Below are 25,132 nucleotides of genomic sequence, written 5' to 3'. Positions count from 1 at the left end.
GCGATGTATATTTTGACCATGATTACCCGCCTTTCTGAACTATTTCTCCGCACCCTTCGCGAGGACCCAGCCGATGCCGAGGTCCCCAGCCACAAGCTGCTGGTGCGTGCCGGTTACGTGCGCCGCGTCGCGCCGGGCATTTATACCTGGCTGCCATTAGGGCTGCGCACCCTGCGCAAGATTGAAGACGTGGTACGCCAAGAAATGGATGCCATTGGCGGGCAAGAGATGCTTTTCCCAGCGCTGCTACCGCGCGAGCCCTATGAAAAGACCAACCGGTGGGTGGAATACGGTCCCAACCTATTCCGGCTGCAGGACCGCAAGAATGCGGACCTGCTGCTGGGGCCAACACACGAGGAAATGTTTGCCAATGCCGTAAAGGACATGTACTCCTCGTACAAGGATTTCCCGGTCACCCTGTATCAGATTCAGACGAAGTACCGCGATGAGGAACGCCCCCGCGCCGGGGTGCTGCGCGGGCGCGAGTTCGTGATGAAGGATTCCTACTCCTTCGATATGAACGATGAGGGCTTAGACTCCTCCTACGCCCGTCACCGCAAGGCATATCAGAATATTTTTGACCGCTTGGAAATCGATTACGCCATTTGTAAGGCCACTTCTGGCGCGATGGGCGGATCCGCCTCCGAGGAGTTCTTGGCGCTTTCTGAGGTGGGCGAAGACCTTTTTGTTCGCTCCACCGAAGGCGATTATGCGGCCAATGTAGAGGCGGTCGTGACCCAAGCGCCCCCAGAAAAGGACATTGCGGGTCAGCCCGCGGCAAAGGAATATCGTACCCCGGATGCCGCCACCATTGAAGCGCTGGTGCACTGGGCGAAGACCGAGGACATAGCGGTCGACGGCCATGAGGCTCGGGCCGCGGATATCCTCAAGTGCGTCATGGTGGAGGTAACTCACCCGGCGCTAGAGGATGCTGAAGAGAAGAAGGAATTGGCGGCGATTCTGATCCCGGGCGACCGCGAACTAGATCCCAAGCGCCTTGAAGCGGCCTTGGAACCGGCAGAATTCACCCTGGCAAGCGATAAGATCTATGCGCAATACGATTTCTTGGAACAGGGCTTTGTGGGCCCGCGCGCGCTGAACTCCAATGGCGTGAAGGTCTTTGCCGATCCCCGCGTGGTCAAGGGATCTTCCTGGATCACCGGCGCGGATGCGCAAAACTGCTACGTCGTGGGCTGCGTGGCCGGCCGCGATTTCCACGTCGATGAGTTCGTGGAAGCAGCAGAGGTCAAAGAGGGCGATCCCGCACCGGATAACCAGGGCACCTTGGCCTTGCAGCGAGGCATCGAGCTGGGCCACATCTTCCAGTTGGGCCGCAAGTACACCGAGGCCTTTGACGTGCAAATCCTCGATGAAAACGGCAAGCGCGCCATCCCCACGATGGGCTCTTATGGCATCGGCATCTCCCGCATGCTGGCCGTGCTGGCAGAGCAGCGCCACGATGAAAAGGGCCTGAATTGGCCGGTGGCGGTGGCGCCGTACCAAGTGCACGTGGCGGTGGCGAATAAGGATGCAGCGGCCATGGAGGCCGGCGATAAGCTGGTAGAAGAGCTATCCCAGGCAGGCCTTGAGGTGCTTTTCGATGACCGCCCCAAGGTCTCCCCGGGCGTGAAGTTCAAAGATGCAGAGTTACTTGGCATGCCCTTTGTGGCCATCTTGGGACGCGCCTTCAAAGACGGCATCATTGAGCTGCGCATCCGCGGGCAGGAACCTCTGGAAGTTCCGGCGGAGAAAATCGTGGATAAACTCCTCGAGCTTGTGCGGGCTTAACTTAAAGCACCGCGCCAAGGCCCAGCGCTCATAAGCAGGGGCAAGGTAGCCTGGGGAAGCATGAGACTTAATAAATACGTGCTCCCCATGGCCCTTATTACGATGGGCACGCTGCATTTCCTGCGCGCTAAAAATTTTGAATCTATCGTGCCGCCGCAGCTGCCGGGCTCGCCGCGGTTGTATAACTTTGCTTCCGGCGCCTGGGAAATAGCTACCGGCTGTTTGCTCACTGAACGCGCCACTCGCGAGTCCGGTGGCGCGTCAGCCGCGGCGCTATTTCTTGCCGTGTGGCCGGCGAATATGTACCACGCCTGGATCGAGCGCGACGCGGGATGGCCGAAGAAGCTGTATCACATCATTCGGTTGCCGCTGCAGATTCCGTTGATTCGCTACGCATGGAAGATCGCGCAGGGTAGGACATAAAACCAAAAAGAACCGACTCCCCAATTTTCCAAGAAAATAGATACCCAGAGGAAATCGGGGGTCGGTAGCTTGCGTGATGCCGCCGCTAGCGCAGCATCACGCGACCGCTGCGGGCGGAAGAGGTTTAGCCAGCCACGGGGCCGCCGCAATTAGGCCATGCGCCAGCTCCCTGGTTTGCAAGAACATTTTCAGCGATTTCAATCTGCTGCTCCTTTGTGGCTTGGTCAGCGGTAGCCGCGTACTGGGTGCCGCCGCTACCGGCCCAGGTTTGCTGGGAGAACTGCAGTCCGCCGTGGTAGCCGTTGCCGGTGTTGATGTGCCAGTCACCGCCGGACTCGCACGCGGCGACTTGGTCCCAGGCGCTCGCCGGGGCTGCATTGGCGGCTGGTGCGGCAATGCCGGCGATGCCCAACGTAGCTGCGGCCATAGTAAGCAAGGTCTTCTTAGTACGCATTGAGAAAGCACTCCTTCTCATTGTGTTTTGGGCTTGTGGAATCTCCATCAAGCACGTAATCCACCAAGTTACGTAGGGGTTGGACGAATTATCAATGAATATCGGCCTATAATTCGCTGATTTTTCGCTGCCCACCGGACAGTGAATGTTCAGGTAGGCGCGGTGGGAAAAACGGGAACTATGCGGCCTTGGCTTCGGCGGCGGTGCCGATTAACCAGTTCAGCCACTCCTGGTTTGGGCTTTCTTGTTGTGCGGCAGCCACCGCGGCCGCGTGCCATTTGTCGGCGTCTCGTTCAACCAAGGTATCGAGGAAGGTGGCAGCGGAGTCCGCATCGCTGGGAAGCGTGGCTGCGCCGGAGGAATAGGCAGGCTCCGGCTGGGGAGCCTCGCCATTTTGGCTAAGCGCCTCTTGCAGTTGGTCGATGCGGCGATGATGGAGGCTTAAAAGCGTATCGATGCGCCCCTCGGCAGCAGGTTCGCTATAAGCCCGAGCGAAATCCAGGCCAAAGACCTGCTCGTATTCCCACTGCAACAAATCAGCCGCGCTCTCGCGGTGCGGCTGGGAGAGCGTGGGGATATCGGGGGCATCGCCAGGCAGCCAAGCATTAAGCGTGATGGCCTGTTGGGTAACTATCGGCCGCGACTCAGAGCTGACTTCATCGGCGGCTTCCGTGGTGGCCGAGGCGGCTTCTTCTAGTACCTGGGAGGAATCTGGGGCCGGCGGTGCCTGCGTGGGCCGTTCCACCTCACAGCTGTGCGGGAGGTTTCCTTGGTCATCGGTGCCGCAGAGGCGCGCGATCTCCTCATACAGCGCATCGGCTTGGGAGCTGCGCATATCCGCGGCCGCATCATCGACGCCCTGGAGGGCGAGGCTATCGCTAGCGGCGGCCACGGCAAGGCGCTCGAGTGCGTCTTCTGGGCGCGGGCCAAAATAGTCGACGACGGAATCGACCGCGGAACAGCCCGCGAGTGCGGGCAGGGCGGCAGTCGAGGCTACACAGGTTAAAGCAATACGTCGGCGGTTCACCCAAAAGACTGTACCTTGAAGGACGTAGGCTAGTGGGCATGGCTTTCCCAGATGCACAACAATTAACTGATTTGCTCCAACCTCGCCTAGAAGCCCGCGGGCTCGACGTGGAGGATATTAAAACCACCAAGGCGGGAAAGAAATCACAGGTCATCATCCGCATCGATGGCGATAGGCGTCCCAGCTCCGACGTATTAGAGGAAGTCTCCGACGATATTTCGGCCTTCTTCGATGAACTAGAGGCTGTGGGCGAGCTGAATTTTGGTGCTGGATATACCTTGGAGGTCTCCACCCCCGGTGTGGATTTGCCGTTGACTGCACCGCGCCACTGGCGCCGCAACAAGGGGAGGAAGGTGACCTTTAATCGCGGCGACGACAAGAGCCATACCGCGCGCATCGGCGCACTCAACGCGGACGAAGATGCCGTTGTCCTTATCACCTCTGAGAAAAACGAGGTTCATACAGAAGTGGAGCGATTGGAAAACATTGCCCACGCAGTGGTAGAAATTGAGTTTGCACAGCCATCACAACGTGAGCTAGACGCCGTGCACCAGCCATTTGCAGAAGCCGAGAGCTAACCGGCAATCGAGAGGATAGACAAGTGAATATTGATCTTGAGGCACTTCGCACCATCGAATCCGAACGGCAGGTCCCAGTCAATGACCTGTTGGAGTCGATTGCAAGTGCCTTGTTGTATTCCTACCTGGATTACCGCGAATCCACCGCGGAGGGCAAGGCCGAAGGCGCCAAGTCCCGGGTAGACATCGATACCACTACCGGTGCCGTCAGCGTCATCGTTACCGAGCGCGACCCCGAAACCGGGGAAGTAACCAGTGAGTACGATGACACCCCGGATAACTTTGGCCGCGTGGGTGCACGTGCCGTGCGCGAAGCCATTTTACGCAAGCTGCGCGAGGCCGAAGCTGAGCGCACTTTTGATTCCTATTCGGAGCTGAGCGGGCGCGTTGTCAGTGGCATCGTCCAGCGCGATGCGCATGCCAATGCCCGCGGCATCGTCGTGGTCCAGCTCGGCTCCGAGCTGGAATCGCAGGACGGCATCCTGCTTCCCGCAGAACAAATCCCCGGGGAAAAGCTGCAGCACGGTGACCGCATCAAGGCTTATGTGGTGGGAGTAAACCGCAATGGTGCCAATGTGCAGATCAACTTGTCCAGGACCCACCCGGAGCTGGTGCGCGGGCTTTTTGAACTGGAGGTTCCGGAAGTTGCGGATGGCAGCGTGGAAATGATCGCCATCGCCCGCGAAGCTGGGCACCGCTCGAAGGTCGCCGTCATCGGCCACGCGAAGGGCCTGAACGCCAAGGGTGCGTGCATCGGCCCGCGCGGCCAGCGCGTGAATAACATCATGCGTCAGCTGGGTGGCGAAAAGATCGACATCATCGATTACAGCGAAGATCCCACCGTGTATGTGGGCAATGCCCTGGCTCCTTCAAAGGTGATCAAGGTGACCGTGCTCGATAGCGAGGAGCAGGTGGCGCGCGTCATCGTCCCTGACTACCAGCTGTCCCTTGCCATTGGTAAAGAAGGCCAGAACGCGCGCCTAGCCGCCCGTTTGACCGGATGGAAGATCGATATTCATTCAGACGCGGACGCGAATTAAGGGAATGCGGATATATAGCGTAGGCTAGTAAACGGCCCAGATGCAGAAAGGGACATGTAGACGCAGCGAAAGTTAAGGAGTTGGATGTCGCAGACTCAACGGCTTCGTACTTGCATCGCTACGCGTCGCCGCATGCCCGATACGGAGCTGCTGCGGGTGGTCATTGATGCCAATGATCCTCACGGCAGCCGCGCGGTGGCGGATCCATTCCGGCGGCTTCCTGGCCGTGGCGCATGGATTAGCCCCACGCTTTCTGCACTCGAGCTAGCTGAGCGCAAACATGCTTTCAAGCGCGCGCTCCGCACGTCCGCATCCGTGGACACAGGTCAGGTACGTAGGTACTTGGAAGCACAGTGCGAAAATGTACAGGGCGAAAAAGTACCGTGTGCGGAACAAGCTGCACAAGATTCGTACACACCAGAGTTAAAAAGGAAGACCGAACACTGATGAGCGCACAACGATGAAGCATCAGCGATGAAAGTCCAGAACGTTTAACTAGGAGTCAGGCCAGTTTTTCGCGGCCTTGGCTCCTAGGCGATACCAAGAGGAGACAAGTGCCCGGAAAGCTACGTGTTCACGAGTTGGCAAAACAGCTCGGAGTAACCAGCAAGGAACTGCTCGCCACCCTGAAGGAACAAGGCGAGTTCGTCAAAACCGCATCCTCGACCATCGAACCACCGGTGGTCAAGAAGATGCGTGCTCACTATGAAGCACAGTCCGGTGGCGATGCCACCGAAGGCAAGGCAGACAAGACTGAGAAGGCTGCCAAGCCCGCTAAGCCCGGCCAGGGCAACGCCAAGAAGCCGGCATCGCCTGCGCCGAAGCCAGGTCAAGGTGCACAGGGCGGCGCGAAATCCGCTGCGCCAAAGCCCGGCGCCCCTAAGCCAGGTGCACAGGCACCGAAGCCATCCGACGCTGCGCCGAAGCCAGGTGCAGGGTCCGCTAAGGCTGCCCCCAAGCCAGGTCAGGCAGCACCAAAGCCAGGCGCCGCTGCTTCCAAGCCAGCACCTAAGCCCGGCCAAGGTGCACCGAAGCCAGGCCAGAACGCAGGTCAAGGCGATGCCAAGAAGTCGGGCGAGCGCCCGACCCCAGGCAACGCCATGCCGCGACCGATGCCTAAGCCCGGCGGATCCCGCCGCGTGGCCAATAACCCATTTTCCACGGGTGGGGGAGACAACCGCCCAGGCCCACGCCCCGGTGGCTCTAAGGGCCAGCGCGGCAACCGCCCCGGCGATAACCGCGGTGGAAAGCGCGGCGGCCGCAATGAAGGTGGCAATAACCGTCAGGGCCAGGATCAGAACCAAGGCCAGGGTGGCGGCGGACGTCGTCCATCGCCTGCCATGATGCCTTCGCATCCAAACCCAGCCTCGATGCCGTCCAAGGCACCGAGCGGTGGGGGACGCGGTGGCCGCGGTCGCGGTGGCCACGGTGGACCAGGAGGCCCAGGTGGCCCAGGCGGCGGTCGTCCCGGCGGCTTCCGCGGTGGACGCGGTGGACGTCGCGGCGGTACCGCTGGCGCATTCGGCCGTCCAGGTGGCGCACCACGCAAGGGCAAGAAGTCGAAGCGACAAAAGCGCCATGAGTTTGAAGAGCAGCAGAAGCACGTCGTAGGCGGCGTCCGCTTGCCAGATGGCAAGGGGCAGACCGTCCGCCTGCGCCGCGGCGCTTCGCTGTCTGACTTCGCGGAGAAGATCGGTGCCGATCCAGCAGCATTGGTGCAGGCACTGTTCAACCTTGGTGAAATGGTCACCGCAACCGCATCCGTATCGGAAGATACGCTGCAGCTGCTCGGTGACGAGATCAACTACAAGGTAGAAGTCGTCTCCCCAGAAGACGAGGACCGCGAGCTGCTCGAGTCCTTCGACCTGCAATTCGGCGAGGACGAAGGCGGCGAAGAAGCCCTCGAACACCGCCCTCCAGTCGTCTCCGTCATGGGTCACGTTGACCACGGTAAGACCCGCCTGTTGGATACCATCCGTAAGACCAATGAGGCAGCCGGCGAGGCCGGCGGTATTACCCAGGGAATCGGCGCTTACCAGACCACGGTTGACGTGGATGGCGAACGCACCATTACCTTCCTGGATACCCCTGGCCACGAGGCGTTTACCGCCATGCGTGCCCGTGGTGCGAAGTCCACCGACCTGGCCATCTTGGTTGTCGCCGCCGATGACGGCGTCATGCCACAGACGGTTGAGGCCATCAACCACGCCAAGGCTGCCGATATCCCGGTTGTCGTGGCTGTGAACAAGGTGGATAAGCCGGAGGCCCAGCCGGAGAAGATCCGTGGCCAGCTCACGGAGTACGGCCTGGTGCCTGAAGAGTACGGCGGCGACACGATGTTCGTTGATATCTCTGCTAAGCAGGGCCAGAACATCGACCAGTTGCTGGAGTCTGTCATCCTGACTGCCGATGCCGCCCTTGAGCTCACGGCTAACCCAGAGATGGATGCCCAGGGTGTGGCCATCGAAGCCCACCTGGACCGCGGTCGCGGCCCTGTGGCTACGGTCATCGTCCAGCGCGGTACGCTGCACGTCGGCGATTCCATCGTGGTAGGCGATGCGCACGGTCGCGTGCGCCGCATGCTCGATGAATTTGGCGAGGACGTTAAGGAAGCCGGTCCTTCCCGCCCGGTACAGGTACAAGGCCTGTCCGGCGTGCCGGGTGCTGGCGATAACCTGCTCGTGGTCGATGATGACCGCGTGGCCCGCCAGATTGCCAACCAGCGCGATGCTCGTAAGCGTTCTGCCTTGCAGGCAAAGCAGCGCAAGCGCGTGTCCTTGGAGGATCTGGACAAGGTATTGCAGGAGACTTCGACTCTCAACCTCATCCTCAAGGGCGACAACGCCGGCTCCGTCGAGGCGCTGGAAGATGCCCTGCTGGATATCAAGACCGAGGACGAAGTCGAGCTCAACATCATCGACCGCGGTGTTGGTGCCGTAACGGAGACCAATATTTCCTTGGCCGCCGCTTCCGATGCCGTCATCATTGCGTTCAATGTGCGCTCGGAAGGCAAGGCCACGGAGATTGCTACCCAAGAGGGCGTGGATATCCGCTACTACACGGTTATCTACAAGGCCATCGAGGAAGTCGAGGCCGCTCTCAAGGGCATGCTCAAGCCGATCTACGAGGAACGCGACACCGGTGCGGCCGAAATCCGCGCCCTGTTCAAGTCCTCCTCGGTGGGTACTATCGCAGGCTGTATGGTCACCGATGGCAAGGTTGTCCGCAACGGCAAGGTTCGCTTGCTCCGCGATAACAACGTCATTACTACCGATGCCAAGATCGAGTCCCTGCGTCACGAGAAGGACGACGCGACCGAGATCAAGGCCGGCTATGAGTGCGGTATGGTGCTGTCCTACCCGGATATCCAGGTAGGCGATATCATCCAGGCTTATGAAGAAGTCGAGGTACCGCGCGACTAGTCGCTGCTAGTGTCGGCCCGCTGTACGTGCCCACCTTGAGGGCCTTTCTCCTTGGAGTTAGGCCACGAGGTGCGGCAGGTAGAGCGGGCCGTTTAGCGTTTTCGCGGTGAGGTTTTCAAGCGGTTTCCATTGGGTGCGGTGAGTAACTAAACTGGTAGTTTCTGATACCGCGACACGGTAATTTAGGAATAAATTTTCCCCTTTAGCTTGGAGGTTCTCATGGTCGATCACGCACGCGCGGCGCGGCTAGCAAAACGAATTCAGGAAATCGTGGCTAGTGCCATTGAGCTGCAGATTAAGGATCGCCGCCTGGAGATGGTCACCGTGACCGATGCTCGCGTCACCGGTGATTTGCATGACGCTACCGTCTTTTACACGGTGCGTGGCCACGATATCGAGGCAGAACCCGATTATGACCAGGCTGAGGAAGCACTCAAGCGCGCGAAGGGGCAGTTGCGCAAGATCGTTGGCGATCAGCTCTCCGTCCGCTTTACCCCAACCCTGACGTTTGAGCTCGATACTGTCCCAGAGGCCTCCGCGCACATGGAAGAACTCTTGGCGCGCGCTCGTGCTCGCGATGAAGAGCTAGCAAAGTTGAAGGAAAACGCTCAGCCCGCGGGCGAGGCGAATCCGTATAAGACCTCCGATGAAGACGAGGCTTAAGTGACCCGCAAGGAATATCAGGGCGCCGTCGACGCCATTTCTGGCGCGCAGAGCATCTGTATTATTACCCACTTGCGCCCGGATGCCGATGCCATTGGGTCGGCCACGGCTTTGCTCTTAGCCGTACAACAAAGTGGGAAAGAAGCCTGCGCGGTCATCGGCCAGGATAGGGACTTTGCGCCTAATCTTTACTCCATTCCCGGCGCAGACCAGGTTAAGGTCATGCGGGAGTTACCGCAGGGCTATGACCTTTATGTCACCGTGGATTGCGGGTCGATCGATCGCACCGGTCTATTTTCCGCAGATATCGCCCAACTGGTGACGGCAGGGCGCGTGCTGTGCATCGACCACCACTCGTCCAATCTCGGATTTGGCTCAGTAAACTTGGTTGACTCAGAGTGCGAGTCCACCACGGTGGCCATATTGACCATCCTGGATATGCTGTCGGTGCAAATCGAAAGCAGCATCGCACACTGCCTGTACGCTGGGCTTTTGACCGATACGGGTAGCTTTCGTTGGGGCAGGCCCGCCATGCACGATGTGGCTACGCGCTTGATGCGCTATGGCCTGGATACCAAGCAGATTGCCACGGACTTACTCGATGCCACGACTCCCGATGATCTACAGATGGTTGGCCGCGTGCTCGCAGGGCTGCGCATTGAACATGCTGGTGAAATGGGCGTGGGCATCCTCGTCGCGGGCTTGGCCGATATCGAAGGTCATTCGGACTCTGCAGTGGAATCCCTGGTGGATTTCGTGCGCGCCCTTGAGGGCACGCAGTTGGGTGTGGTCTTTAAGGAACAGTCGCCCGGGATCTGGGCGGTATCGCTGCGTTCGACCACGATCAATTGCGCGGCCCTGGCAGCCCAATTCGGCGGCGGCGGGCATATTCCCGCTGCCGGGTACATGACACAAGGAAGCGAAGAAAGCATCGTCGCGGAGCTGGTGAGTGCCATCCATGAGCACTAGGCAGTCAACCCCCACGACAGTAAGCGCACGCGAGGTCTTTGGCCTCGCGTTTCCTGCGCTTGGCGTCCTGGCCGCGATGCCGCTCTACCTCCTGCTCGATACCGCAATGGTGGGGCGCTTGGGTGCCCAGGAATTGGCTTCGCTCGCCGCGGCAACCACGATCCATACCGTGGTGACCACGCAGCTGACCTTCTTGTCCTACGGCACCACGGCCCGCTCGTCCCGCCTGTTTGGCGCTGGAAAGCGCGCCGAGGCCGTAGCAGAAGGCGTGCAAGCAACCTATGTGGCTGTAGGCGTCGGCGGGCTTTTGGCCATTATTATGTGGATCTTCGGCGGCGTATTTGCCCGGTGGCTTACCGGAGATCCCACCACGGCGGCCGGCACCGCGCTGTGGCTGCGGATCGCCGCGCTGGCCATTCCCGTAACACTCGTGGAAATGGCCGGAAATGGCTGGATGCGCGGCGTACAAAATACCAAGAAGCCGCTCTATTTCACCCTCGCCGGAATGATTCCCGGCGCCATTGCCGTGCCTGCATTCGTGTACTGGTGGGGCCTTGCCGGGTCTGCCATTGCCACCGTCTTGGGAATGAGCATTATCGCAAGTCTTTTCGTGCGCGAGCTGTATAAACAGCACGAAGGTTCGTGGAAGTTCCGGTGGGACATCGTGCGTAAACAGCTGATCTTGGGACGTGACCTTATCTTGCGCTCCGCTAGCTTTCAGGTGGCCTTTCTTACCGCAACGGCCGTGGTGTCCCGCGTGGGCACGGCCGCGTTGGGCGGCCACCAAATCATGATGCAGCTGTGGAACTTCATGTCGCTGATTTTGGATTCCTTGGCCATTGCTGCTCAGGCCTTGACCGGAGCGGCCTTGGGCGCCGGCTCGGCCCGCCACGCGCGCAGCGTGGGAAGCAAGGTAGTGATGTATTCCACCATCTTCTCAGCCTTCCTCGCCTTGGTTTTCGCCGCCGGGGTCGGGGTTATCCCGCGCGTCTTTACATCCTCGCAGGAGGTCATCGATGCCATGAGCCAACCGTGGTGGATCCTGGTCGGCATGGTCATCGCCGGCGGCGTGGTCTTTGCCCTTGACGGCGTCCTATTGGGGGCAGGGGATGCGGCATTCTTGCGCAGCCTGACCATTGCCTCTGTGCTTTTGGGATTTTTGCCCGGCGTGCTCCTCGCACATGCCATGGGCACGGGCCTTACCGGTGTGTGGTGCGGCTTGGCCGCATTCATTACTTTCCGCCTCATCGGCGTGGTCTACCGCTTCTATTCCATGAAATGGGCCGTAGTAGCAGAGTAATAGCTGCGCTACAGTGACTATGACGAGTAGCAACAGCACTACAGATTTAACTACAGCGGAAACTCCGTAACGATGATGAGCAAGGCGGGTGGGAGCGGTAATGCCAACGTTATGGGCAGTTGCAGACTTGCACGGCGCGATCCGTGAAAATTTTGCGCGCATTGCAGAGCTAGCCCCACCAGATCCCGCCGATTGGCTCATTGTGGCAGGCGATGTCGCAGAGCGCAGCGAGCTCATCGTGCGCATCTTGCGCGATTTGGCCGCGCGCTATGACACCGTTATTTGGGCGCCGGGCAATCACGAGTTATTTTCCCGTTCCCAAGACCAGTACAAGGGGCGCGAAAAATACGACCACCTGGTTGCCGCCTGCCGGGAAATCGGCGTTATCACCCCGGAGGACCCTTACCCGGTCTTTAACGGGATAACGATCGTGCCGCTTTTTACCCTGTATGACTACAGCTTCCGCCCACCGGGGACCTCGGTGGAAGAAGCGGTGCAACAGGCGCGCGCCAAAAAGCTTGTCATGACCGATGAGGTAGCTATCGCACCTTTTGTAGATGTGCGCGCCTGGTGTTGGGACCGCTTGGCGTATTCCATTAAGCGTTTATCCCGAGTGCAGGGCCCAACCATCTTGATCAACCACTGGCCGCTGGTGCAAGAGCCCACGATGGTGCTGCGCTTCCCGGAAATCGCCCTGTGGAGCGGCTCGCGGCATACGCGCTCGTGGCCGCGGCGGTACAAGGCAGAAGCGGTCATCTACGGACACCTGCACACGCCCTCCAAGATGAATGTGGATGGGGTAGACCATATCGAAGTCTCTTTGGGCTATCCGCGCGAGTGGCGTAACCAGCCCCACCGTATCCCGTGGCCATACCCAGTTACCTCGACGTTTGGTGAGGTGGACTAATGCTGTATCCCGACCTATTCCCAGAAACTACCCGGTATTGCTATGTGCGCACGGATGCTCGCGAGTCCGACCTGCTCAATTATGAGCAGCTCGACCCAAAAGAACAGTCCATAGTCTCGCAGGCGGTCGATATCCGGAAGTCCGAATTTGGCGATGCCCGCTGGTGTGCGCACCAGGCCCTGCGCGAGCTGGGCTTTACAGGTACTAACCCGATTATGCGCGGCGAGCGGGGCATGCCGCTGTGGCCCGAAGGATTTATTGGATCCATGACCCATACGGAGGGCATGCGCGCAGCAGTGGTAGCCTCCACTACGGATTTTCGCTCCATTGGCCTTGATGCGGAGCCGGCGCAGCGCCTGCCCGAACACGTGTTGACCATGATCGCCCGAGCCGGGGAAATGCAGCAGCTGCCCCGCCTAGAAAAGGCGGGGGTGCACTGCCCAGACCGCCTGCTATTTTGCGCCAAGGAGGCTACCTATAAGGCGTGGTTTCCCATGACGCATCGGTGGCTGGATTTCGATCAAGCGGAGATCGATATCCGCGAGGATGGCACCTTCATTTCCTATATCCTGGCCCGCCCCACGCCAGTGCCGTTTATCACCGGCAAGTGGATCCTAGAAGGCGGTTATGTCGTGGTTTCCACGCTGGTTCCGGCCCTTGATTTTTCAGCCTGACCGGAAACCCGCTCAGATCGCCTCGATCAATGCCCTCAGCCACTGACTTAGAGGGTGGACGGCCGTGCCACAAAGACCGTAGCCAACCTTTTTCCCTTCTCCTTAATGAGCGCGATGGCCTGGCCATTGGGGGCTACCGCCGCATGAACCCCGGACAGCCCGCGCGGCTCTAACCATTTGCCCATCGCTAAGGCGGCGGCCTCGTCCTCGGTGACGGGCAGGACGGGGAAACTGCGCTTGAGCGCCTCATCGAGGCTTAAGGAGAGGCGGGGGTTTTCGGCAAGATCGGCGAGCAGGTGGGCATCGGCAAGCGCGAAGGGCCCCACCGTTGTGCGGCGCAGGGCGGTTAAATGCCCGCCGACGCCCAAGGCTTCGCCCATATCGCGCGCCAAGGAGCGGATATAGGTGCCGGAGGAACACTCCACGGATACATCGAGGTCAACAAAATCGCCCTCGGTGCGCAGGTCATGAATGTCAAAGCTGTGGATGGTGACCGGGCGGGCGGGAATATCTACCTCTTTGCCCTCGCGCACCAATTCATGCGCCCTTTTGCCCTTGATCTTGATGGCGGAAACCGCGGCGGGCTTTTGCATAATATCGCCGGTTAACGCGGCAACTTCGGCCTCGATGGCGGAACGGTGCAGCGCGGCCGCAGGCTTGCCCCAGCGAAATTCGCCCTCAGCATCATCGGTGGTGGTAGAAGCGCCGAGGCGGATGGTGGCTGAATAGGACTTGGTGGAGGCGACCATGTGCGCGAGGAATTTGGTGCCGCGTTCGATGCCGAGGACTAGCACCCCTGTCGCCATGGGATCCAGGGTGCCGGCATGGCCGACCTTTTTGGTGTGGAAATACCTGCGTAGGCGGCTAACAACATCGTGGGAGGTCATGCCGGCAGGCTTATCAACGATGACAAGTCCGGAATGTGCGAGCGCATCAGTCATAGGGTACAAGTCTATGCTCTACGATGGATTCCGTGGATATTTGTTACGGAATCGATGACATCCCCGCGGATGTGGGGCCGACCTCGGTAACCATTGGCGTCTTCGATGGCTTGCACCGCGGCCATCAGCAGCTCGTTTCTGCCTGCGTGGAGCATGCGCGGGCGAATAATCAGGTCCCCGTCATGGTGACTTTTGACCCGCACCCGGTCTCCGTTTTCTTGCCGGAGCGCGCCCCGCTATCCGTGGTGAGCTTCGAGCGCAGGCTAGAGCTCGCGGAAGAAATGGGCATTGAGATGGTACTTGTCATTGACTTCACCAAGGAACTCGATGGCGTGGAGCCACGGCCTTATGTGCGCGACCTCTTGGTGGGAAAACTCCATGCACAGCACGTGGTGGTGGGGGAGAACTTCACCTTCGGCGCAGGGGCCAGCGGCACCGCGGAAGCCATGCGGCAGCTGGGCGAGGAGTTTGGGTTTAGCGTCGATATCATCCCGCTGCTGGATGAAGACGGCGTGCAGATTTGTTCCACCTACATTCGCCAGAGCCTGTCCCGGGGCAATATAGAATCGGCGAATTGGGCGCTTGGCCGGCACTTTACCGTGACCGGACCCGTGGTGCGCGGCGCGGGGCGCGGCGGCAAGGAGCTGGGTTTTCCCACGGCCAACCAGTACTTTCCAGATACCGTAGCCATTCCCGCGGATGGGGTGTATGCGGGGTGGTTCATTGTGCATTCCGAATCGCCCCTCGACGGGGACATGCAACCTGAAGTGGCCTACGCCGCGGCGATTTCCGTGGGCACGAATCCCACCTTTGGTGATGAAGAGCGCTCCGTGGAGTCCTTTGTCTTGGATCGCGATGCCGATCTTTATGGCTATGAGGCAACCGTGAAATTCGTGGGCCACCTGCGGGATATGGTGAAGTTTCACTCCGTCGATGAGCTTTTGGAGGCCATGGCCCAGGACGTCGCTGCCGCCCGCACGGTGCTGGCTGCCGATGCCCGCGCGCAGGGCTGCAATAGCGAAGACTATTTCTTAAAGGAGAAGTAAATGAAGGCGATCCTCGATCTTGATACCGGTATTGATGATGCCCTGGCCTTGGCGTATGCCCTAGCCCACCCAGAGCTTGAGCTCATTGGGGTGACCTGCACGTATGGCAATGTCACCGTCCCACTGGCGGTGCGCAATACCCTGGCGCTGCTGGAGCTGCTGGATAGGCCCGATATCCCGGTCTTTGCTGGCCCCAGCCCGGACGGTTTCCAGCCCAGCGAGATTTCGGCCTTCATCCACGGCCAGAATGGCGTGGGTGAGGTCGCGCTTAGCCCGTCCGATAAGACCGAGGACACGCAGCCGGCCGCGGATTTCCTCGTGCAGGCCGTGCGCGATTACGGCGATGAACTCGTCATTATCCCCACCGGCCCGTCCACGACCATCGCCCAGGCCATGCTTGCCGATGCCTCCTTTGCCACCAACGCCCACATTGTCATGATGGGCGGGGCGCTGACCGTTCCCGGCAATGTTTCCGCGTGGGCAGAGGCCAATATTTCCCAGGACCCGGATGCCACCGATTACCTCTTCCGCCACAGCCAAGATGTCACCATGGTGGGCCTTGATGTCACCCTGCGCACCCTCTTGACGGAAAAGGAAACCGCGCGCTGGCGGGCAACCGGAACGGCCGCGGGCGAGATTTTCGCCGATATGGTGGATTACTATATCCGCGCTTATGCCACCACGGCTCCTCACCTGGCCGGCTGCGGTCTGCACGATCCGCTGGCCGTGGCGGTAGCCGCAGATCCTTCCTTGGTGGAAGTCATCGAGACCAATATGAAAACCGATACCGAAGGCCCCACCCGCGGGCGCACCATCGCGGATGAAACTAGGCTGAGCCAGGAACCGACCGCGAAGGTCGCCGTGGGCGTGGATAACGAGCGGTTTGTCAGTGAATTTGTAGACCGCCTCGAAGAACTTTTCCGCACGGTGGGCGCCAAGTAGCGCAGCGTTTTGATTTGCCGTGCTAATTGGCTGTAAGATGACCAGTTGGCTTAGCGACTGTGGTTCACGACAGTTGCGGCACGCGGAGCTCGCAACGGCGGCGCTGCGCGTTGAAGAATAGTGTGGACTGAAATAAAGGAGAAATACTCATGGCATTGACCACTGAGAAGAAGGCCGAAATCCTCAAGGAGTACGGCCTGCACGAGACCGACACCGGTTCCCCCGAGGCACAGGTTGCCCTGCTGACCTCCCGCATCAACACTTTGACGGAGCACCTGAAGTTCCACAAGCACGATCACCACTCCCGTCGTGGTCTGCTGCTGATGGTTGGTCGTCGTCGTGGCCTGCTGAAGTACTTGGCAGAAAACAACGTGGATCGTTACCGTGACCTGATTTCCCGCCTGGGCCTGCGCCGCTAATTGCGACGCGGCTGCGGCCGAATTTTTCCCCTTGCCCTGTGGCAAGGGGAATTAGTGGTTTTATACCCTCTTAAACCTTGTAGGGAGCAGGGGCGATTGCGGTCGCCGTAGCTCAAAAGTGCGGAATCTCTGTTAGAATTTTCACCGTTGTCAAAACAATGTGGAAAAGGCGGCACCGACGATCGCCTAAAGCACTCAAGGAGAATTACTAGATGAGCGTTCAGAACTCCGTAGAGTTCAATATCGATGAAGAATTCGGTATTACCGAAGCTATCGCTGTCCTCGACAACGGGGACTTTGGCACCCGCACGGTACGTTTCGAAACCGGCCAGTTGGCCCGCCAGGCAGATGGTTCCGTAACCACGTACCTCGACGATGACACGATGCTGCTGGCCACCACGACCGCCTCGAACCAGCCGCGCGAGAACTTTGACTTCTTCCCGCTCACTGTGGACGTGGAAGAGCGCATGTACGCAGCCGGCAAGATCCCCGGCTCCTTCTTCCGCCGCGAGGGGCGTCCCTCCACCGAGGCCATCTTGGCCTGCCGCCTCATCGACCGCCCGCTGCGCCCCACCTTTGTCAAGGGCCTGCGCAATGAAGTGCAGGTGGTCATCACCGTCCTGTCGCAGGACCCGGAAGAGTACTACGACGTCGTAGCCATCAACGGCGCGTCTGCGGCAACCCAGCTTTCCGGTCTGCCGGTCTCCGGCGCCGTCGGCGGCGTGCGCATGGCGCTCATCGCCGATGACAAGCACCCTGGTGGCCAGTGGGTGGCGTTCCCGAACCACGAGCAGCACGAGCGCGCGCTCTTTGAGATGGTCGTGGCCGGCCGCATCGTTTCCAAGGGGCGTAAAGAAGACGTCGCCATCATGATGGTGGAAGCTGGCGCCGGCACCAACGTTGCAGAGCGCATTGCCGATGGCGCCCCGGCACCGCAAGAAGCCGCCGTCGCCGAAGGACTTGAGGCAGCCAAGCCGTTCATTAAGACCCTGTGTGAAGCCCAGAACGGCCTGGCAGAGCGCACCGCCAAGGAGACCCAGGAGTTCCCGCTCTTCCCGGCGTATGAAGACGATGTCTTCGCCGCCGTGGAAAAGGCCGCTTCCAAGAAGCTGGAGAGCTTGCTGACCATTCCGGGCAAGCAGGAGCGCGACGAGGCCACGAACGAACACATGGAGCAGGTCGAACAAGATCTGCTGCCGCAATTTGCTGACCTGGAAGAGGCAGTGGCTTCCAAGCAGATTCGCGCTGCGTATAACGAGGTCATGAAGAAGATCGTGCGCCGCAAGATCTTGACCGATGGTTTCCGCATCGATGGCCGCGGCCTGACCGATATCCGCGATCTGTCCGTCGAAGTTGACTTGGTTCCACGCGCACATGGTTCTTCCTTGTTCGAGCGCGGCGAGACGCAGATCCTCGGTGTCACCACCCTGGATATGTTGAAGATGGAGCAGCAGATCGACTCGCTTACTCCGATTGAGTCCAAGCGCTATATGCACCACTACAACTTCCCGCCATTTTCTACCGGTGAGACCGGCCGCGTCGGCTCGCCCAAGCGCCGCGAAATCGGCCACGGTGCGCTCGCCGAGCGCGCCCTGCTTCCGGTCATCCCGTCGCGCGAGGATTTCCCGTATGCCATCCGTCAGGTCTCTGAGGCGCTCGGTTCCAATGGTTCTACCTCCATGGGCTCTGTCTGTGCGTCCACCCTGTCCCTCTACAACGCGGGCGTTCCGCTCAAGGCGCCGGTAGCCGGCATCGCCATGGGCTTGGTCTCCGGTGAGGTCAAGGGCAAGGAAAAGTTCGTCGCACTGACCGATATCCTCGGTGCCGAGGACGCCTTCGGCGACATGGACTTCAAGGTTGCGGGCACCTCCGAATTCATCACCGCGCTGCAGCTGGACACGAAGCTCGATGGCATTCCGTCTAAGGTCTTGGCCCAGGCACTCGAGCAGGCCCGCGATGCCCGCGCCACCATTCTGGAAACCATGGCAGAGGTCATCGATTCCCCAGATGAGATGTCTGGCCTGGCCCCGAAGATCACCTCGGTGAAGATTCCGGTCAACAAGATCGGTGAGCTCATCGGCCCTAAGGGCAAGACCATCAACCAGATCACCGAAGATACCGGTGCTGATGTCTCGATCGAAGACGATGGCACGGTCTACATCTCTGCGGTCACCGGCGAAGCCGCAGACGCTGCGATTGAAAAGGTTAACTCCATTGCCAACCCACAGTTGCCCAAGGTGGGCGAGCGCTTCCTCGGCACGGTAGTCAAGACCGTTCCATTCGGCGCCTTCGTTTCCTTGACCCCTGGCCGCGATGGATTGATCCACATCTCCAACCTGGGTGGGGACGAACGCATTGAGAAGGTCGAAGATGTCGTTAACGTTGGCGATAAGGTACAGGTAGAAATCGCGGATATTGATAACCGCGGCAAGATCTCCCTAGTGCCCGTTGAGGACTAATCCCTCAGGCGCCCTTTAGAGCAGTGGCCCTGTTTCCCGAATATGGTGGGAAACAGGGCCATTTTCTATGCCTGCGCCGTGATCACTCAGTTCTGGAAATCAAGCACAAGGCGTTTGGGGTTTTGCAGGAAGGTCACGGAATAAGGCGTTTGCTTCTTTAGCCCGATGACCAACTGCGTTTGCGCCTCGAAGGTGGTGGTGTAGTTGATCTCTTGCACGACACCGGCACCTGGTGTGATGCCAGTATCCATAAACCTTTGTTCTAACTCCGGCGTCGATGGCCACGGGGTGCCCTCGATACCAAGGTTGAGGAAAGTGGCGCCTTTGACCTCGACCGGAAGCCCCGATGCTTGGTGGGCGGGCTGATCCGTATAGGTAGTAAACCACCCTGCTTCTCCGTCGCCTTCAAGATCAACCACGACGCGGGTAAAAGAGTCATGCGCGGCTACTCGGATCCCGGTGGGGACGAGGCCACCCAATCCAGGAGGTAGGTGGCGCTGATCCTCGAGGGAGGGCGTGCCCATACCGCCAAAAGCAGGTTTTGGATCATTGCCCTGCGCTTGTTGCTGATGATGGCTTAACGGGGCGGTGTCTTCTACCGTCTTGGTTGGGTCATCGGCAGTGGTCGTGGTGGTAGGCTCTGATTTCTTTGCCGCAGACGTGGTCGACTCAGCGGTGGAACTGGTTGATTCCTCCTGCGTGGCAAATGAGGCATCGGCGGCCTCGTCATCGCTGGGGCTAGCGCAAGCAGCCAGCGAGAGCATGCAGCTTATACCGGCGCCAGCAGCGATAGCGCGGGTGAGAGTAGATCGAGACATTCTGACCACTTCCTAGGTTGTCTACCTTGTTGTCTCTTCCAATTCTACCGGTACACAAGTGGCCTAACTGGGGAAGTGATGCAATTGTTGTATAAGGGAAAGTAGCGAAGGCGTGGGCCTAGCGCTTCAACTGGACGAGCTGGATGAGGTTACCCACGGTATCGTCAAAGACTGCGGTAATGGAGGGGCCAACGTCGGTGGGCTCCATGGTAAAGTCCACGCCCTTGTCCTTGAGTTCGGCGTATTCTTTCTCCACATCCTGCGACAAGAATTGGGTGACCGGGATATTATCCGCCTTCAGCGCCTCGGTGTACGTTTTGGCGGCTGGGTGACCCTTGGGTTCAAGCAGCAATTCAACGCTGCCGTCGCCGTCCGCGTTGGTGACCGTTAGCCACCGGAAATCGCCGTGCGTGACGTCATCTTTTACCCGGAAACCTAGGACATCGACATAAAAATCGTGGGCGCGAGCAACGTCATCTACTGGAACGGACGCAATATAAATCTGCATGACGCCCAGTCTAGCAGTGGTATTTTTGCCGTTCGGAGGCCCGCCCGCCGCGGATGGGCGAGCGCGATAGGATGGGAAAGAAACAAAGGTTTAACTCAAAGTTGTTAAGAAAGTGAGGCCCGCAATGGCGATCAAAGTAGGAGTCTTGGGAGCGCAGGGGCGCGTCGGCAAAGCGATTGTTGAAGGCGTTCATGCCGAAGATGATCTAGAGCTCGTAGCGGAAATTAGCCGCGGGGATGACCTGCAGCACTTGGTTGATAATCACGCAGAGGTCATCGTGGACTTCACCCAGCCTGATTCGGTGATGGGAAACCTGGAGTTTTGCATCGCGAACGGCATTCACTGCGTGGTGGGCACCACTGGCTTTGATAAAGAGCGCCTGGACCAGGTGGAGCAGTGGACCCGCCAAGAAGGTGCTGGCAACGTGCTGATCGCACCGAATTTCGCCATCTCTGCCGTGATGACCATGGTGCTTGCCAAGCAGGCGGCGAAGTTTTTCGAGACCGCAGAGGTCGTTGAATTTCACCACCCCACCAAGCTGGATGCGCCTTCCGGCACCGCCATCCACACCGCAGAGGCCATTGCCCAGGCGCGCCGCGATGCCGAATTGGGCGAGATGCCGGATGCGACGGAAAAGTCCCTCGAGGGCGCGCGCGGTGCGAATGTAGACGGAATCCCGGTGCATGCCGTGCGTACCCGCGGCATGGTGGCCCACGAAGAGGTCATTTTCGGTGCGCAGGGGCAATCCCTGACCATCCGCCAGGATTCCTACGATCGTTCCTCCTTTACCCCTGGCGTTTTGGTCGGCGTGCGCGAGATTGCGCAGCACCCGGGATTGGTTGTCGGGCTAGACAAGTACCTGGGGCTGTAGCGGTATGGCCACTGCGAGTGAGCTAAATATCCAGCTCATTGCCGCCACCGAGTTTCACCCGCCACAGGGAACGCAGTGGCGTGCCGATGAGACGGCGACCGATGGCGAGGCCCTCGTCGAATTCGCAGGACGGGCGTGTTATGAGTCTTTTGACAAACCCAACCCGCGCACCGCGACGAACTCCGCCTACCTGCACCACATCATGGAGGTAGGCCATACGGCGCTATTGGAACACGCCACGGCCACGATGTACATCACGGGGCTCTCGCGCTCAGCCAGCCATGAATTGGTTCGCCACCGGCATTTTTCCTTTTCGCAGCTATCCCAGCGCTTTGTGCACCCTAATGAGATGCACGTAGCGCTGCCCAAGCTGGTGGAAGAAGATGAGCAATTACGCCGATTGGTCATGCAAGCCGTGGATGAAACCCGTTTTGTCTACGATGAGCTGCTAGAGGCCTTGGAAGAAAAGCTGGATGAGCCGAATGCGCTGCTGCGAAAGAAGCAGGCGCGGCAGGCGGCGCGCGCAGTATTGCCCAATGCGACGGAAACCAGGCTCGTCGTTACCGGCAATTACCGCGCGTGGCGCCACTTCATTGGGGCGCGGGCGGCTGAGCATGCTGATACGGAATTGCGCGAAGTGGCGGTGGAGTGCTTGAAGCATTTGCAGGAGCAAGCACCAGCGCTTTTCGATGACTTCCATATCACCACGTTGGCCGATGGAACGCAGATGGCCGCAAGCCCTTACGCTTAACACGCGCCACCCCGATGCGGCCAAAAGGTGCACTAGCGGGTAACCTTGACGGCTATGAGCACAGGTATGACAGCAAAGACTGGCGTTGACACCTTCGGTCGCATTGGCGTCGCCATGGTCACTCCGTTTGATCGTGACGGTGCGCTGGATGTAGAAGCGGGTCGCCGCCTGGCAGCTCATCTCGTAGACAACGGCGTGGATTCACTCATCTTGGGTGGAACGACGGGCGAGTCTCCTACCACGTCCTTGGACGAAAAGTTGGAGCTGCTCAAGGCCGTAAAAGAGGAAGTGGGAGACCGCGTCCGGATCTGTGCGGGCGCCGGAACGAATAACACCGCAACCTCGATTGAGGTTGCCCAAGCTTCCGCCGCCGCAGGAGCCGATAGCTTGCTCGTTGTGACTCCGTATTACTCCAAGCCCTCCCAAAAGGGCGTCTACGAGCATTTTGCCGCAGTTGCTGATTCTACGGATCTGCCGATTTGCGTCTATGACATCCCTGGCCGCTCGGGCATCCCAGTGGCGTCGGATACGCTCCGCCGCCTTACGGAATTGCCGACTATCCAAGCCGTGAAGGACGCTAAGGGCGATCTTTCCGCGGCCGCAGAACTCATCCAAGAAACCGACTTGGCGTGGTACTCCGGTGACGATCCGATTAACCTGCCGTGGCTATCCCTCGGTGCTTCGGGTTTCATCTCCGTCATCGGGCACGCTGCGCCGCGTGCCTTGGTAGAACTCTATGAAGCTTTCGATGCGGGCGATTTGGCCCGCGCGCAAGAAATAAATTACTCAACGCTTCTTCCACTGACCCGCGCTCAGGCGCGGTTGGGCGGAGCGACATTTGCAAAGGAAGCTCTGCGCCTGCAGGGCTTTGAAGTTGGCGATCCCCGCCTTCCTGTTACCGCCGCGAGCGAGGAGGAACGCGAGGTACTTCGCCGTGATTTGGAACAATCTGGAGTCCTTTAAGAATGACTGAACCCCGTAACCGTTCCCGCAAGGTCACCCGCAAGGCGGGTCCACCTTCGGAAACTGAGACCGCCTCCAATGAGGCGGCTTCGCCCGTATTTCAGGCCCCTGCAAATAACGCCGGCACTGCCGGAAATGAAGACCAGGGCAACTCTGGCAAGAATAACTCTGCCGATAACAAGAACGACGGCGATAACAACGGCCGCCGCTCGCGTTCCCGTGGCGGCCGCGGCCGTGGCCGTGGTGGAAACGGCAATAATGGCAATGGCCAGGGAAATAACCACGGCGGCAATGGCCACGGTGGCAATAATAAGAACAACAACGGTGGCAACGGAAAGAACGGCAACGGCAAGGGCCGTGGCCGCAATAACAATAACCGCGGCCGCCGCAACGTGCCGAAGTCCATGCAGGGTGCTGATTTGACCAAGCGCCTGCCGGAACCGCCAAAGCAGGCGAAGGATACGCTGCGCATCTACGCCTTGGGCGGTATCTCCGAAATCGGCCGCAACATGACCGTCTTTGAGTACGGCGATGAGCTGCTCATCATTGACTGCGGCGTGCTCTTCCCATCGTCTGGCGAGCCTGGCGTGGACCTCATCCTGCCGGACTTCGGGCCGATTGAGAAGAAGATCGACAAGGTCAAGGCCCTCGTGGTCACCCACGCCCACGAAGACCACATCGGTGCCATCCCGTGGCTGCTGAAGCTGCGCCCGGATATCCCCATCGTGGCTTCCCGTTTCACCATCGCGCTTATTGCGGCCAAGTGTAAGGAACACCGCCAGAAGCCGAAGTTCGTCGAGGTCAACGAGAAGTCTGACGTGACCTACGGTTGCTTCCGCGTTCGCTTCTGGGCGGTCAACCACTCCGTGCCGGATGCGCTCGGCATCATGCTGGGCACCCCGGCAGGCAATATCATCCACACCGGTGATATCAAGCTTGACCAGACCCCGTTGGATAATCGCCCGACCGACCTTCCGGCGCTGTCTCGTTACGGCGACGAGGGCGTCGACCTCATGCTGTGCGATTCCACCAACGCCACCGTGCCGGGTGTATCCGCCTCCGAGGGCGATATCCCGGCCAACTTCAAGCGCTTGGTGGCTAATGCGAAGCAGCGCGTCATCTTGGCTTCCTTCGCCTCGAACGTCTACCGCGTGCAGGCCGCCATCGACGCTGCCGTGGCCAATGGCCGCAAGGTGGCCTTCAATGGCCGTTCGATGATGCGCAATATGGAAATCGCGGAAAAGATGGGCTTTTTGAAGGTCCCGCGCGGTACCATCATCCCCATCGACGAGGCCGCGAAGATGGCTCCGCACAAGACCATGCTCATTACCACTGGTACGCAGGGTGAGCCGATGGCCGCGCTGTCCCGCATGGCCCGCCGCGAGCACCGCCAGATCACGGTGCGCGATGGCGATACCATCATCTTCTCCTCCTCGCTCATCCCGGGCAACGAAGAGGCCGTATTCGGCGTTATCAATATGCTGTCCCAGATCGGTGCCAACGTCATTACCAACCAGGACGTCAAGGTCCACGCTTCCGGCCACGGCTACTCCGGCGAGCTGCTCTTCCTGTACAACGCGGCGCGCCCGCGCAATGCCATGCCGGTCCACGGCGAGTGGCGCCACCTGCGTGCCAATAAGGAATTGGCGATTTCCACCGGTGTGGCCCGCGACCGGACGGTCTTGGCGCAAAACGGTGTCGTGGTAGATCTGCGCAAGGGCCGCGCGGAGGTTGTCGGCCAGCTGCAGGTTGGCCACCTCTACGTCGATGGAGTGTCCATGGGCGATGTCGATGCCGATACCTTGGCAGACCGCACCAACCTGGGCGCCGGCGGCGTGGTATCCATTACCTGCGTGATTGATAACCGCACCTCCCGCCTGCTCGAGCACCCAACCGTGGCAACCACCGGTTTCTCCGATGATGACCGCGGCGTTGTGCCCGAGGTTGCGGAGATGGTGGAAAACACCATGAACGATCTCGCCGCAGAGGGCGAGAATGACACCTACCGGATGGTGCAAAAGCTGCGCCGCAAGGTCTCCAAGCTCATGGATTCCAAGTACAAGCGCGAGCCGGTTATTTTGCCCACCATCGTGCCGACGAATTCAGGCACGCTGCTTGCCGATGACGCCGATGTCGACGCCAGCCGCGAGTCCCTGTAGGTTCTCCTAC

General features: G+C 59.7%; 24 protein-coding genes. 19 read left to right on the top strand and 5 right to left on the bottom strand.

Annotated features, from left to right (window positions below; genetic code table 11):
- The first annotated feature begins 18 nt into the window (after nucleotides 1-18).
- The gene (locus ACLI1O_RS07440) at nucleotides 19-1,788 is read left to right on the top strand and encodes a proline--tRNA ligase (RefSeq protein WP_239269497.1); all 1,770 of its coding nucleotides are present in this window, start codon (nucleotides 19-21) and stop codon (nucleotides 1,786-1,788) included.
- Nucleotides 1,789-1,848: 60 nt separating this feature from the next.
- Nucleotides 1,849-2,211, top strand: a complete 363-nt coding sequence (locus ACLI1O_RS07435; RefSeq protein ID WP_239269498.1) for a hypothetical protein — start codon at nucleotides 1,849-1,851, stop codon at nucleotides 2,209-2,211.
- Nucleotides 2,212-2,335: 124 nt separating this feature from the next.
- On the opposite strand, the gene ACLI1O_RS07430 is transcribed toward ACLI1O_RS07435, so the two are convergent.
- Nucleotides 2,336-2,665 carry a transglycosylase family protein gene (locus ACLI1O_RS07430; RefSeq protein ID WP_370657795.1) on the bottom strand — a complete coding sequence of 110 codons (330 nt, stop codon included), beginning with the start codon at nucleotides 2,663-2,665 and terminating at the stop codon, nucleotides 2,336-2,338.
- Between the two features lie 178 nt (nucleotides 2,666-2,843).
- A complete protein-coding gene (locus ACLI1O_RS07425) occupies nucleotides 2,844-3,692 on the bottom strand; it encodes a DUF4439 domain-containing protein (protein WP_239269499.1) in 849 nt (282 codons plus the stop codon).
- A gap of 38 nt (nucleotides 3,693-3,730) precedes the next feature.
- Here ACLI1O_RS07425 and rimP point away from each other — a divergent pair, with 38 nt between their 5' ends.
- The 9 genes from rimP to ACLI1O_RS07380 all read left to right on the top strand — a co-directional run bounded on the left by rimP (nucleotide 3,731) and on the right by ACLI1O_RS07380 (nucleotide 13,245).
- Complete coding sequence (gene rimP, locus ACLI1O_RS07420) at nucleotides 3,731-4,270, top strand: ribosome maturation factor RimP (protein ID WP_239269500.1); 540 nt, start codon at nucleotides 3,731-3,733, stop codon at nucleotides 4,268-4,270.
- 23 nt (nucleotides 4,271-4,293) lie between these two features.
- Entirely contained in the window at nucleotides 4,294-5,310 is a 1,017-nt protein-coding gene (nusA, locus tag ACLI1O_RS07415; RefSeq protein WP_239269501.1) for a transcription termination factor NusA, read from the top strand.
- A gap of 84 nt (nucleotides 5,311-5,394) precedes the next feature.
- Nucleotides 5,395-5,757 (top strand): YlxR family protein, encoded by a 363-nt coding sequence (locus ACLI1O_RS07410; protein ID WP_239269502.1) that lies wholly within the window; start codon nucleotides 5,395-5,397, stop codon nucleotides 5,755-5,757.
- A 107-nt stretch (nucleotides 5,758-5,864) separates the two neighbouring features.
- Entirely contained in the window at nucleotides 5,865-8,732 is a 2,868-nt protein-coding gene (gene infB, locus ACLI1O_RS07405; RefSeq protein ID WP_239269503.1) for a translation initiation factor IF-2, read from the top strand.
- Between the two features lie 219 nt (nucleotides 8,733-8,951).
- Nucleotides 8,952-9,395: a 30S ribosome-binding factor RbfA gene (gene rbfA / locus ACLI1O_RS07400; protein ID WP_005278773.1), complete on the top strand. Its 444-nt coding sequence runs from the start codon at nucleotides 8,952-8,954 to the stop codon at nucleotides 9,393-9,395.
- The gene (locus tag ACLI1O_RS07395) at nucleotides 9,396-10,364 is read left to right on the top strand and encodes a DHH family phosphoesterase (RefSeq protein WP_239269504.1); all 969 of its coding nucleotides are present in this window, start codon (nucleotides 9,396-9,398) and stop codon (nucleotides 10,362-10,364) included.
- Entirely contained in the window at nucleotides 10,354-11,664 is a 1,311-nt protein-coding gene (locus tag ACLI1O_RS07390) for an MATE family efflux transporter (RefSeq protein ID WP_239269505.1), read from the top strand. Before ACLI1O_RS07395 ends, ACLI1O_RS07390 begins: the two co-directional genes overlap by 11 nt.
- Before the next feature lie 100 nt (nucleotides 11,665-11,764).
- A complete protein-coding gene (locus tag ACLI1O_RS07385; RefSeq protein WP_239269506.1) occupies nucleotides 11,765-12,571 on the top strand; it encodes a metallophosphoesterase family protein in 807 nt (268 codons plus the stop codon).
- A complete protein-coding gene (locus ACLI1O_RS07380) occupies nucleotides 12,571-13,245 on the top strand; it encodes a 4'-phosphopantetheinyl transferase (protein WP_239269507.1) in 675 nt (224 codons plus the stop codon). The genes ACLI1O_RS07385 and ACLI1O_RS07380 overlap by 1 nt, the downstream gene beginning before the upstream one ends.
- A gap of 47 nt (nucleotides 13,246-13,292) precedes the next feature.
- On the opposite strand, the gene truB is transcribed toward ACLI1O_RS07380, so the two are convergent.
- Nucleotides 13,293-14,186 (bottom strand): tRNA pseudouridine(55) synthase TruB, encoded by an 894-nt coding sequence (gene truB, locus ACLI1O_RS07375; RefSeq protein ID WP_239269508.1) that lies wholly within the window; start codon nucleotides 14,184-14,186, stop codon nucleotides 13,293-13,295.
- 23 nt (nucleotides 14,187-14,209) lie between these two features.
- Between truB and ACLI1O_RS07370 the strand changes: the two genes are divergently transcribed.
- From ACLI1O_RS07370 to ACLI1O_RS07355, 4 genes are all read left to right on the top strand, one after another.
- Nucleotides 14,210-15,232 carry a bifunctional riboflavin kinase/FAD synthetase gene (locus tag ACLI1O_RS07370; RefSeq protein WP_239269509.1) on the top strand — a complete coding sequence of 341 codons (1,023 nt, stop codon included), beginning with the start codon at nucleotides 14,210-14,212 and terminating at the stop codon, nucleotides 15,230-15,232.
- On the top strand, nucleotides 15,233-16,174 hold the full coding sequence (locus ACLI1O_RS07365) for a nucleoside hydrolase (protein WP_239269510.1): 942 nt from the start codon (nucleotides 15,233-15,235) through the stop codon (nucleotides 16,172-16,174).
- 149 nt (nucleotides 16,175-16,323) lie between these two features.
- Nucleotides 16,324-16,593, top strand: a complete 270-nt coding sequence (gene rpsO / locus ACLI1O_RS07360; RefSeq protein WP_005278802.1) for a 30S ribosomal protein S15 — start codon at nucleotides 16,324-16,326, stop codon at nucleotides 16,591-16,593.
- A gap of 212 nt (nucleotides 16,594-16,805) precedes the next feature.
- Nucleotides 16,806-19,052, top strand: coding sequence for a polyribonucleotide nucleotidyltransferase (locus tag ACLI1O_RS07355; protein WP_239269511.1), 2,247 nt, complete (start codon nucleotides 16,806-16,808; stop codon nucleotides 19,050-19,052).
- An 86-nt stretch (nucleotides 19,053-19,138) separates the two neighbouring features.
- On the opposite strand, the gene ACLI1O_RS07350 is transcribed toward ACLI1O_RS07355, so the two are convergent.
- Nucleotides 19,139-19,870, bottom strand: a complete 732-nt coding sequence (locus ACLI1O_RS07350) for an AMIN domain-containing protein (protein ID WP_239269512.1) — start codon at nucleotides 19,868-19,870, stop codon at nucleotides 19,139-19,141.
- Between the two features lie 118 nt (nucleotides 19,871-19,988).
- On the bottom strand, nucleotides 19,989-20,378 hold the full coding sequence (locus tag ACLI1O_RS07345) for a VOC family protein (protein WP_239269513.1): 390 nt from the start codon (nucleotides 20,376-20,378) through the stop codon (nucleotides 19,989-19,991).
- Between the two features lie 124 nt (nucleotides 20,379-20,502).
- Between ACLI1O_RS07345 and dapB the strand changes: the two genes are divergently transcribed.
- Genes dapB through ACLI1O_RS07325 form a run of 4 tightly spaced genes read left to right on the top strand, consistent with a single transcriptional unit; the run spans nucleotide 20,503 to nucleotide 25,122 of the window.
- Entirely contained in the window at nucleotides 20,503-21,249 is a 747-nt protein-coding gene (gene dapB / locus ACLI1O_RS07340; protein WP_239269514.1) for a 4-hydroxy-tetrahydrodipicolinate reductase, read from the top strand.
- Nucleotides 21,250-21,253: 4 nt separating this feature from the next.
- The gene (gene thyX / locus ACLI1O_RS07335) at nucleotides 21,254-22,000 is read left to right on the top strand and encodes an FAD-dependent thymidylate synthase (RefSeq protein WP_239269515.1); all 747 of its coding nucleotides are present in this window, start codon (nucleotides 21,254-21,256) and stop codon (nucleotides 21,998-22,000) included.
- 54 nt (nucleotides 22,001-22,054) lie between these two features.
- Nucleotides 22,055-22,963, top strand: coding sequence for a 4-hydroxy-tetrahydrodipicolinate synthase (dapA, locus tag ACLI1O_RS07330; protein ID WP_239269516.1), 909 nt, complete (start codon nucleotides 22,055-22,057; stop codon nucleotides 22,961-22,963).
- 2 nt (nucleotides 22,964-22,965) lie between these two features.
- Nucleotides 22,966-25,122 carry a ribonuclease J gene (locus ACLI1O_RS07325; RefSeq protein WP_239275485.1) on the top strand — a complete coding sequence of 719 codons (2,157 nt, stop codon included), beginning with the start codon at nucleotides 22,966-22,968 and terminating at the stop codon, nucleotides 25,120-25,122.
- The last annotated feature ends 10 nt before the right edge of the window (nucleotides 25,123-25,132 follow it).

The organism is Corynebacterium sp. LaCa78, from assembly GCF_046717505.1.
Taxonomy (GTDB): Bacteria; Actinomycetota; Actinomycetes; order Mycobacteriales; family Mycobacteriaceae; genus Corynebacterium.
The sequence above is the reverse complement of the archived record's forward strand: the minus strand, read 5'-3'. Positions and strand labels throughout refer to the sequence as shown.

Coding starts and splice junctions, on each gene's coding strand:
- ACLI1O_RS07350 (WP_239269512.1), bottom strand. CDS start 19,870: ATGTCTCGATCTACTCTCACCCGCGCTATCGCTGCTGGCGCCGGTATA.
- rbfA (WP_005278773.1), top strand. CDS start 8,952: ATGGTCGATCACGCACGCGCGGCGCGGCTAGCAAAACGAATTCAGGAA.
- ACLI1O_RS07410 (WP_239269502.1), top strand. CDS start 5,395: ATGTCGCAGACTCAACGGCTTCGTACTTGCATCGCTACGCGTCGCCGC.
- ACLI1O_RS07440 (WP_239269497.1), top strand. CDS start 19: ATGATTACCCGCCTTTCTGAACTATTTCTCCGCACCCTTCGCGAGGAC.
- dapA (WP_239269516.1), top strand. CDS start 22,055: ATGAGCACAGGTATGACAGCAAAGACTGGCGTTGACACCTTCGGTCGC.
- ACLI1O_RS07325 (WP_239275485.1), top strand. CDS start 22,966: ATGACTGAACCCCGTAACCGTTCCCGCAAGGTCACCCGCAAGGCGGGT.
- ACLI1O_RS07365 (WP_239269510.1), top strand. CDS start 15,233: ATGAAGGCGATCCTCGATCTTGATACCGGTATTGATGATGCCCTGGCC.
- truB (WP_239269508.1), bottom strand. CDS start 14,186: ATGACTGATGCGCTCGCACATTCCGGACTTGTCATCGTTGATAAGCCT.
- rimP (WP_239269500.1), top strand. CDS start 3,731: ATGGCTTTCCCAGATGCACAACAATTAACTGATTTGCTCCAACCTCGC.
- ACLI1O_RS07435 (WP_239269498.1), top strand. CDS start 1,849: ATGAGACTTAATAAATACGTGCTCCCCATGGCCCTTATTACGATGGGC.
- ACLI1O_RS07355 (WP_239269511.1), top strand. CDS start 16,806: ATGAGCGTTCAGAACTCCGTAGAGTTCAATATCGATGAAGAATTCGGT.
- rpsO (WP_005278802.1), top strand. CDS start 16,324: ATGGCATTGACCACTGAGAAGAAGGCCGAAATCCTCAAGGAGTACGGC.
- ACLI1O_RS07380 (WP_239269507.1), top strand. CDS start 12,571: ATGCTGTATCCCGACCTATTCCCAGAAACTACCCGGTATTGCTATGTG.
- dapB (WP_239269514.1), top strand. CDS start 20,503: ATGGCGATCAAAGTAGGAGTCTTGGGAGCGCAGGGGCGCGTCGGCAAA.
- ACLI1O_RS07430 (WP_370657795.1), bottom strand. CDS start 2,665: ATGCGTACTAAGAAGACCTTGCTTACTATGGCCGCAGCTACGTTGGGC.
- ACLI1O_RS07385 (WP_239269506.1), top strand. CDS start 11,765: ATGCCAACGTTATGGGCAGTTGCAGACTTGCACGGCGCGATCCGTGAA.
- ACLI1O_RS07345 (WP_239269513.1), bottom strand. CDS start 20,378: ATGCAGATTTATATTGCGTCCGTTCCAGTAGATGACGTTGCTCGCGCC.
- ACLI1O_RS07390 (WP_239269505.1), top strand. CDS start 10,354: ATGAGCACTAGGCAGTCAACCCCCACGACAGTAAGCGCACGCGAGGTC.
- thyX (WP_239269515.1), top strand. CDS start 21,254: ATGGCCACTGCGAGTGAGCTAAATATCCAGCTCATTGCCGCCACCGAG.
- ACLI1O_RS07370 (WP_239269509.1), top strand. CDS start 14,210: ATGGATTCCGTGGATATTTGTTACGGAATCGATGACATCCCCGCGGAT.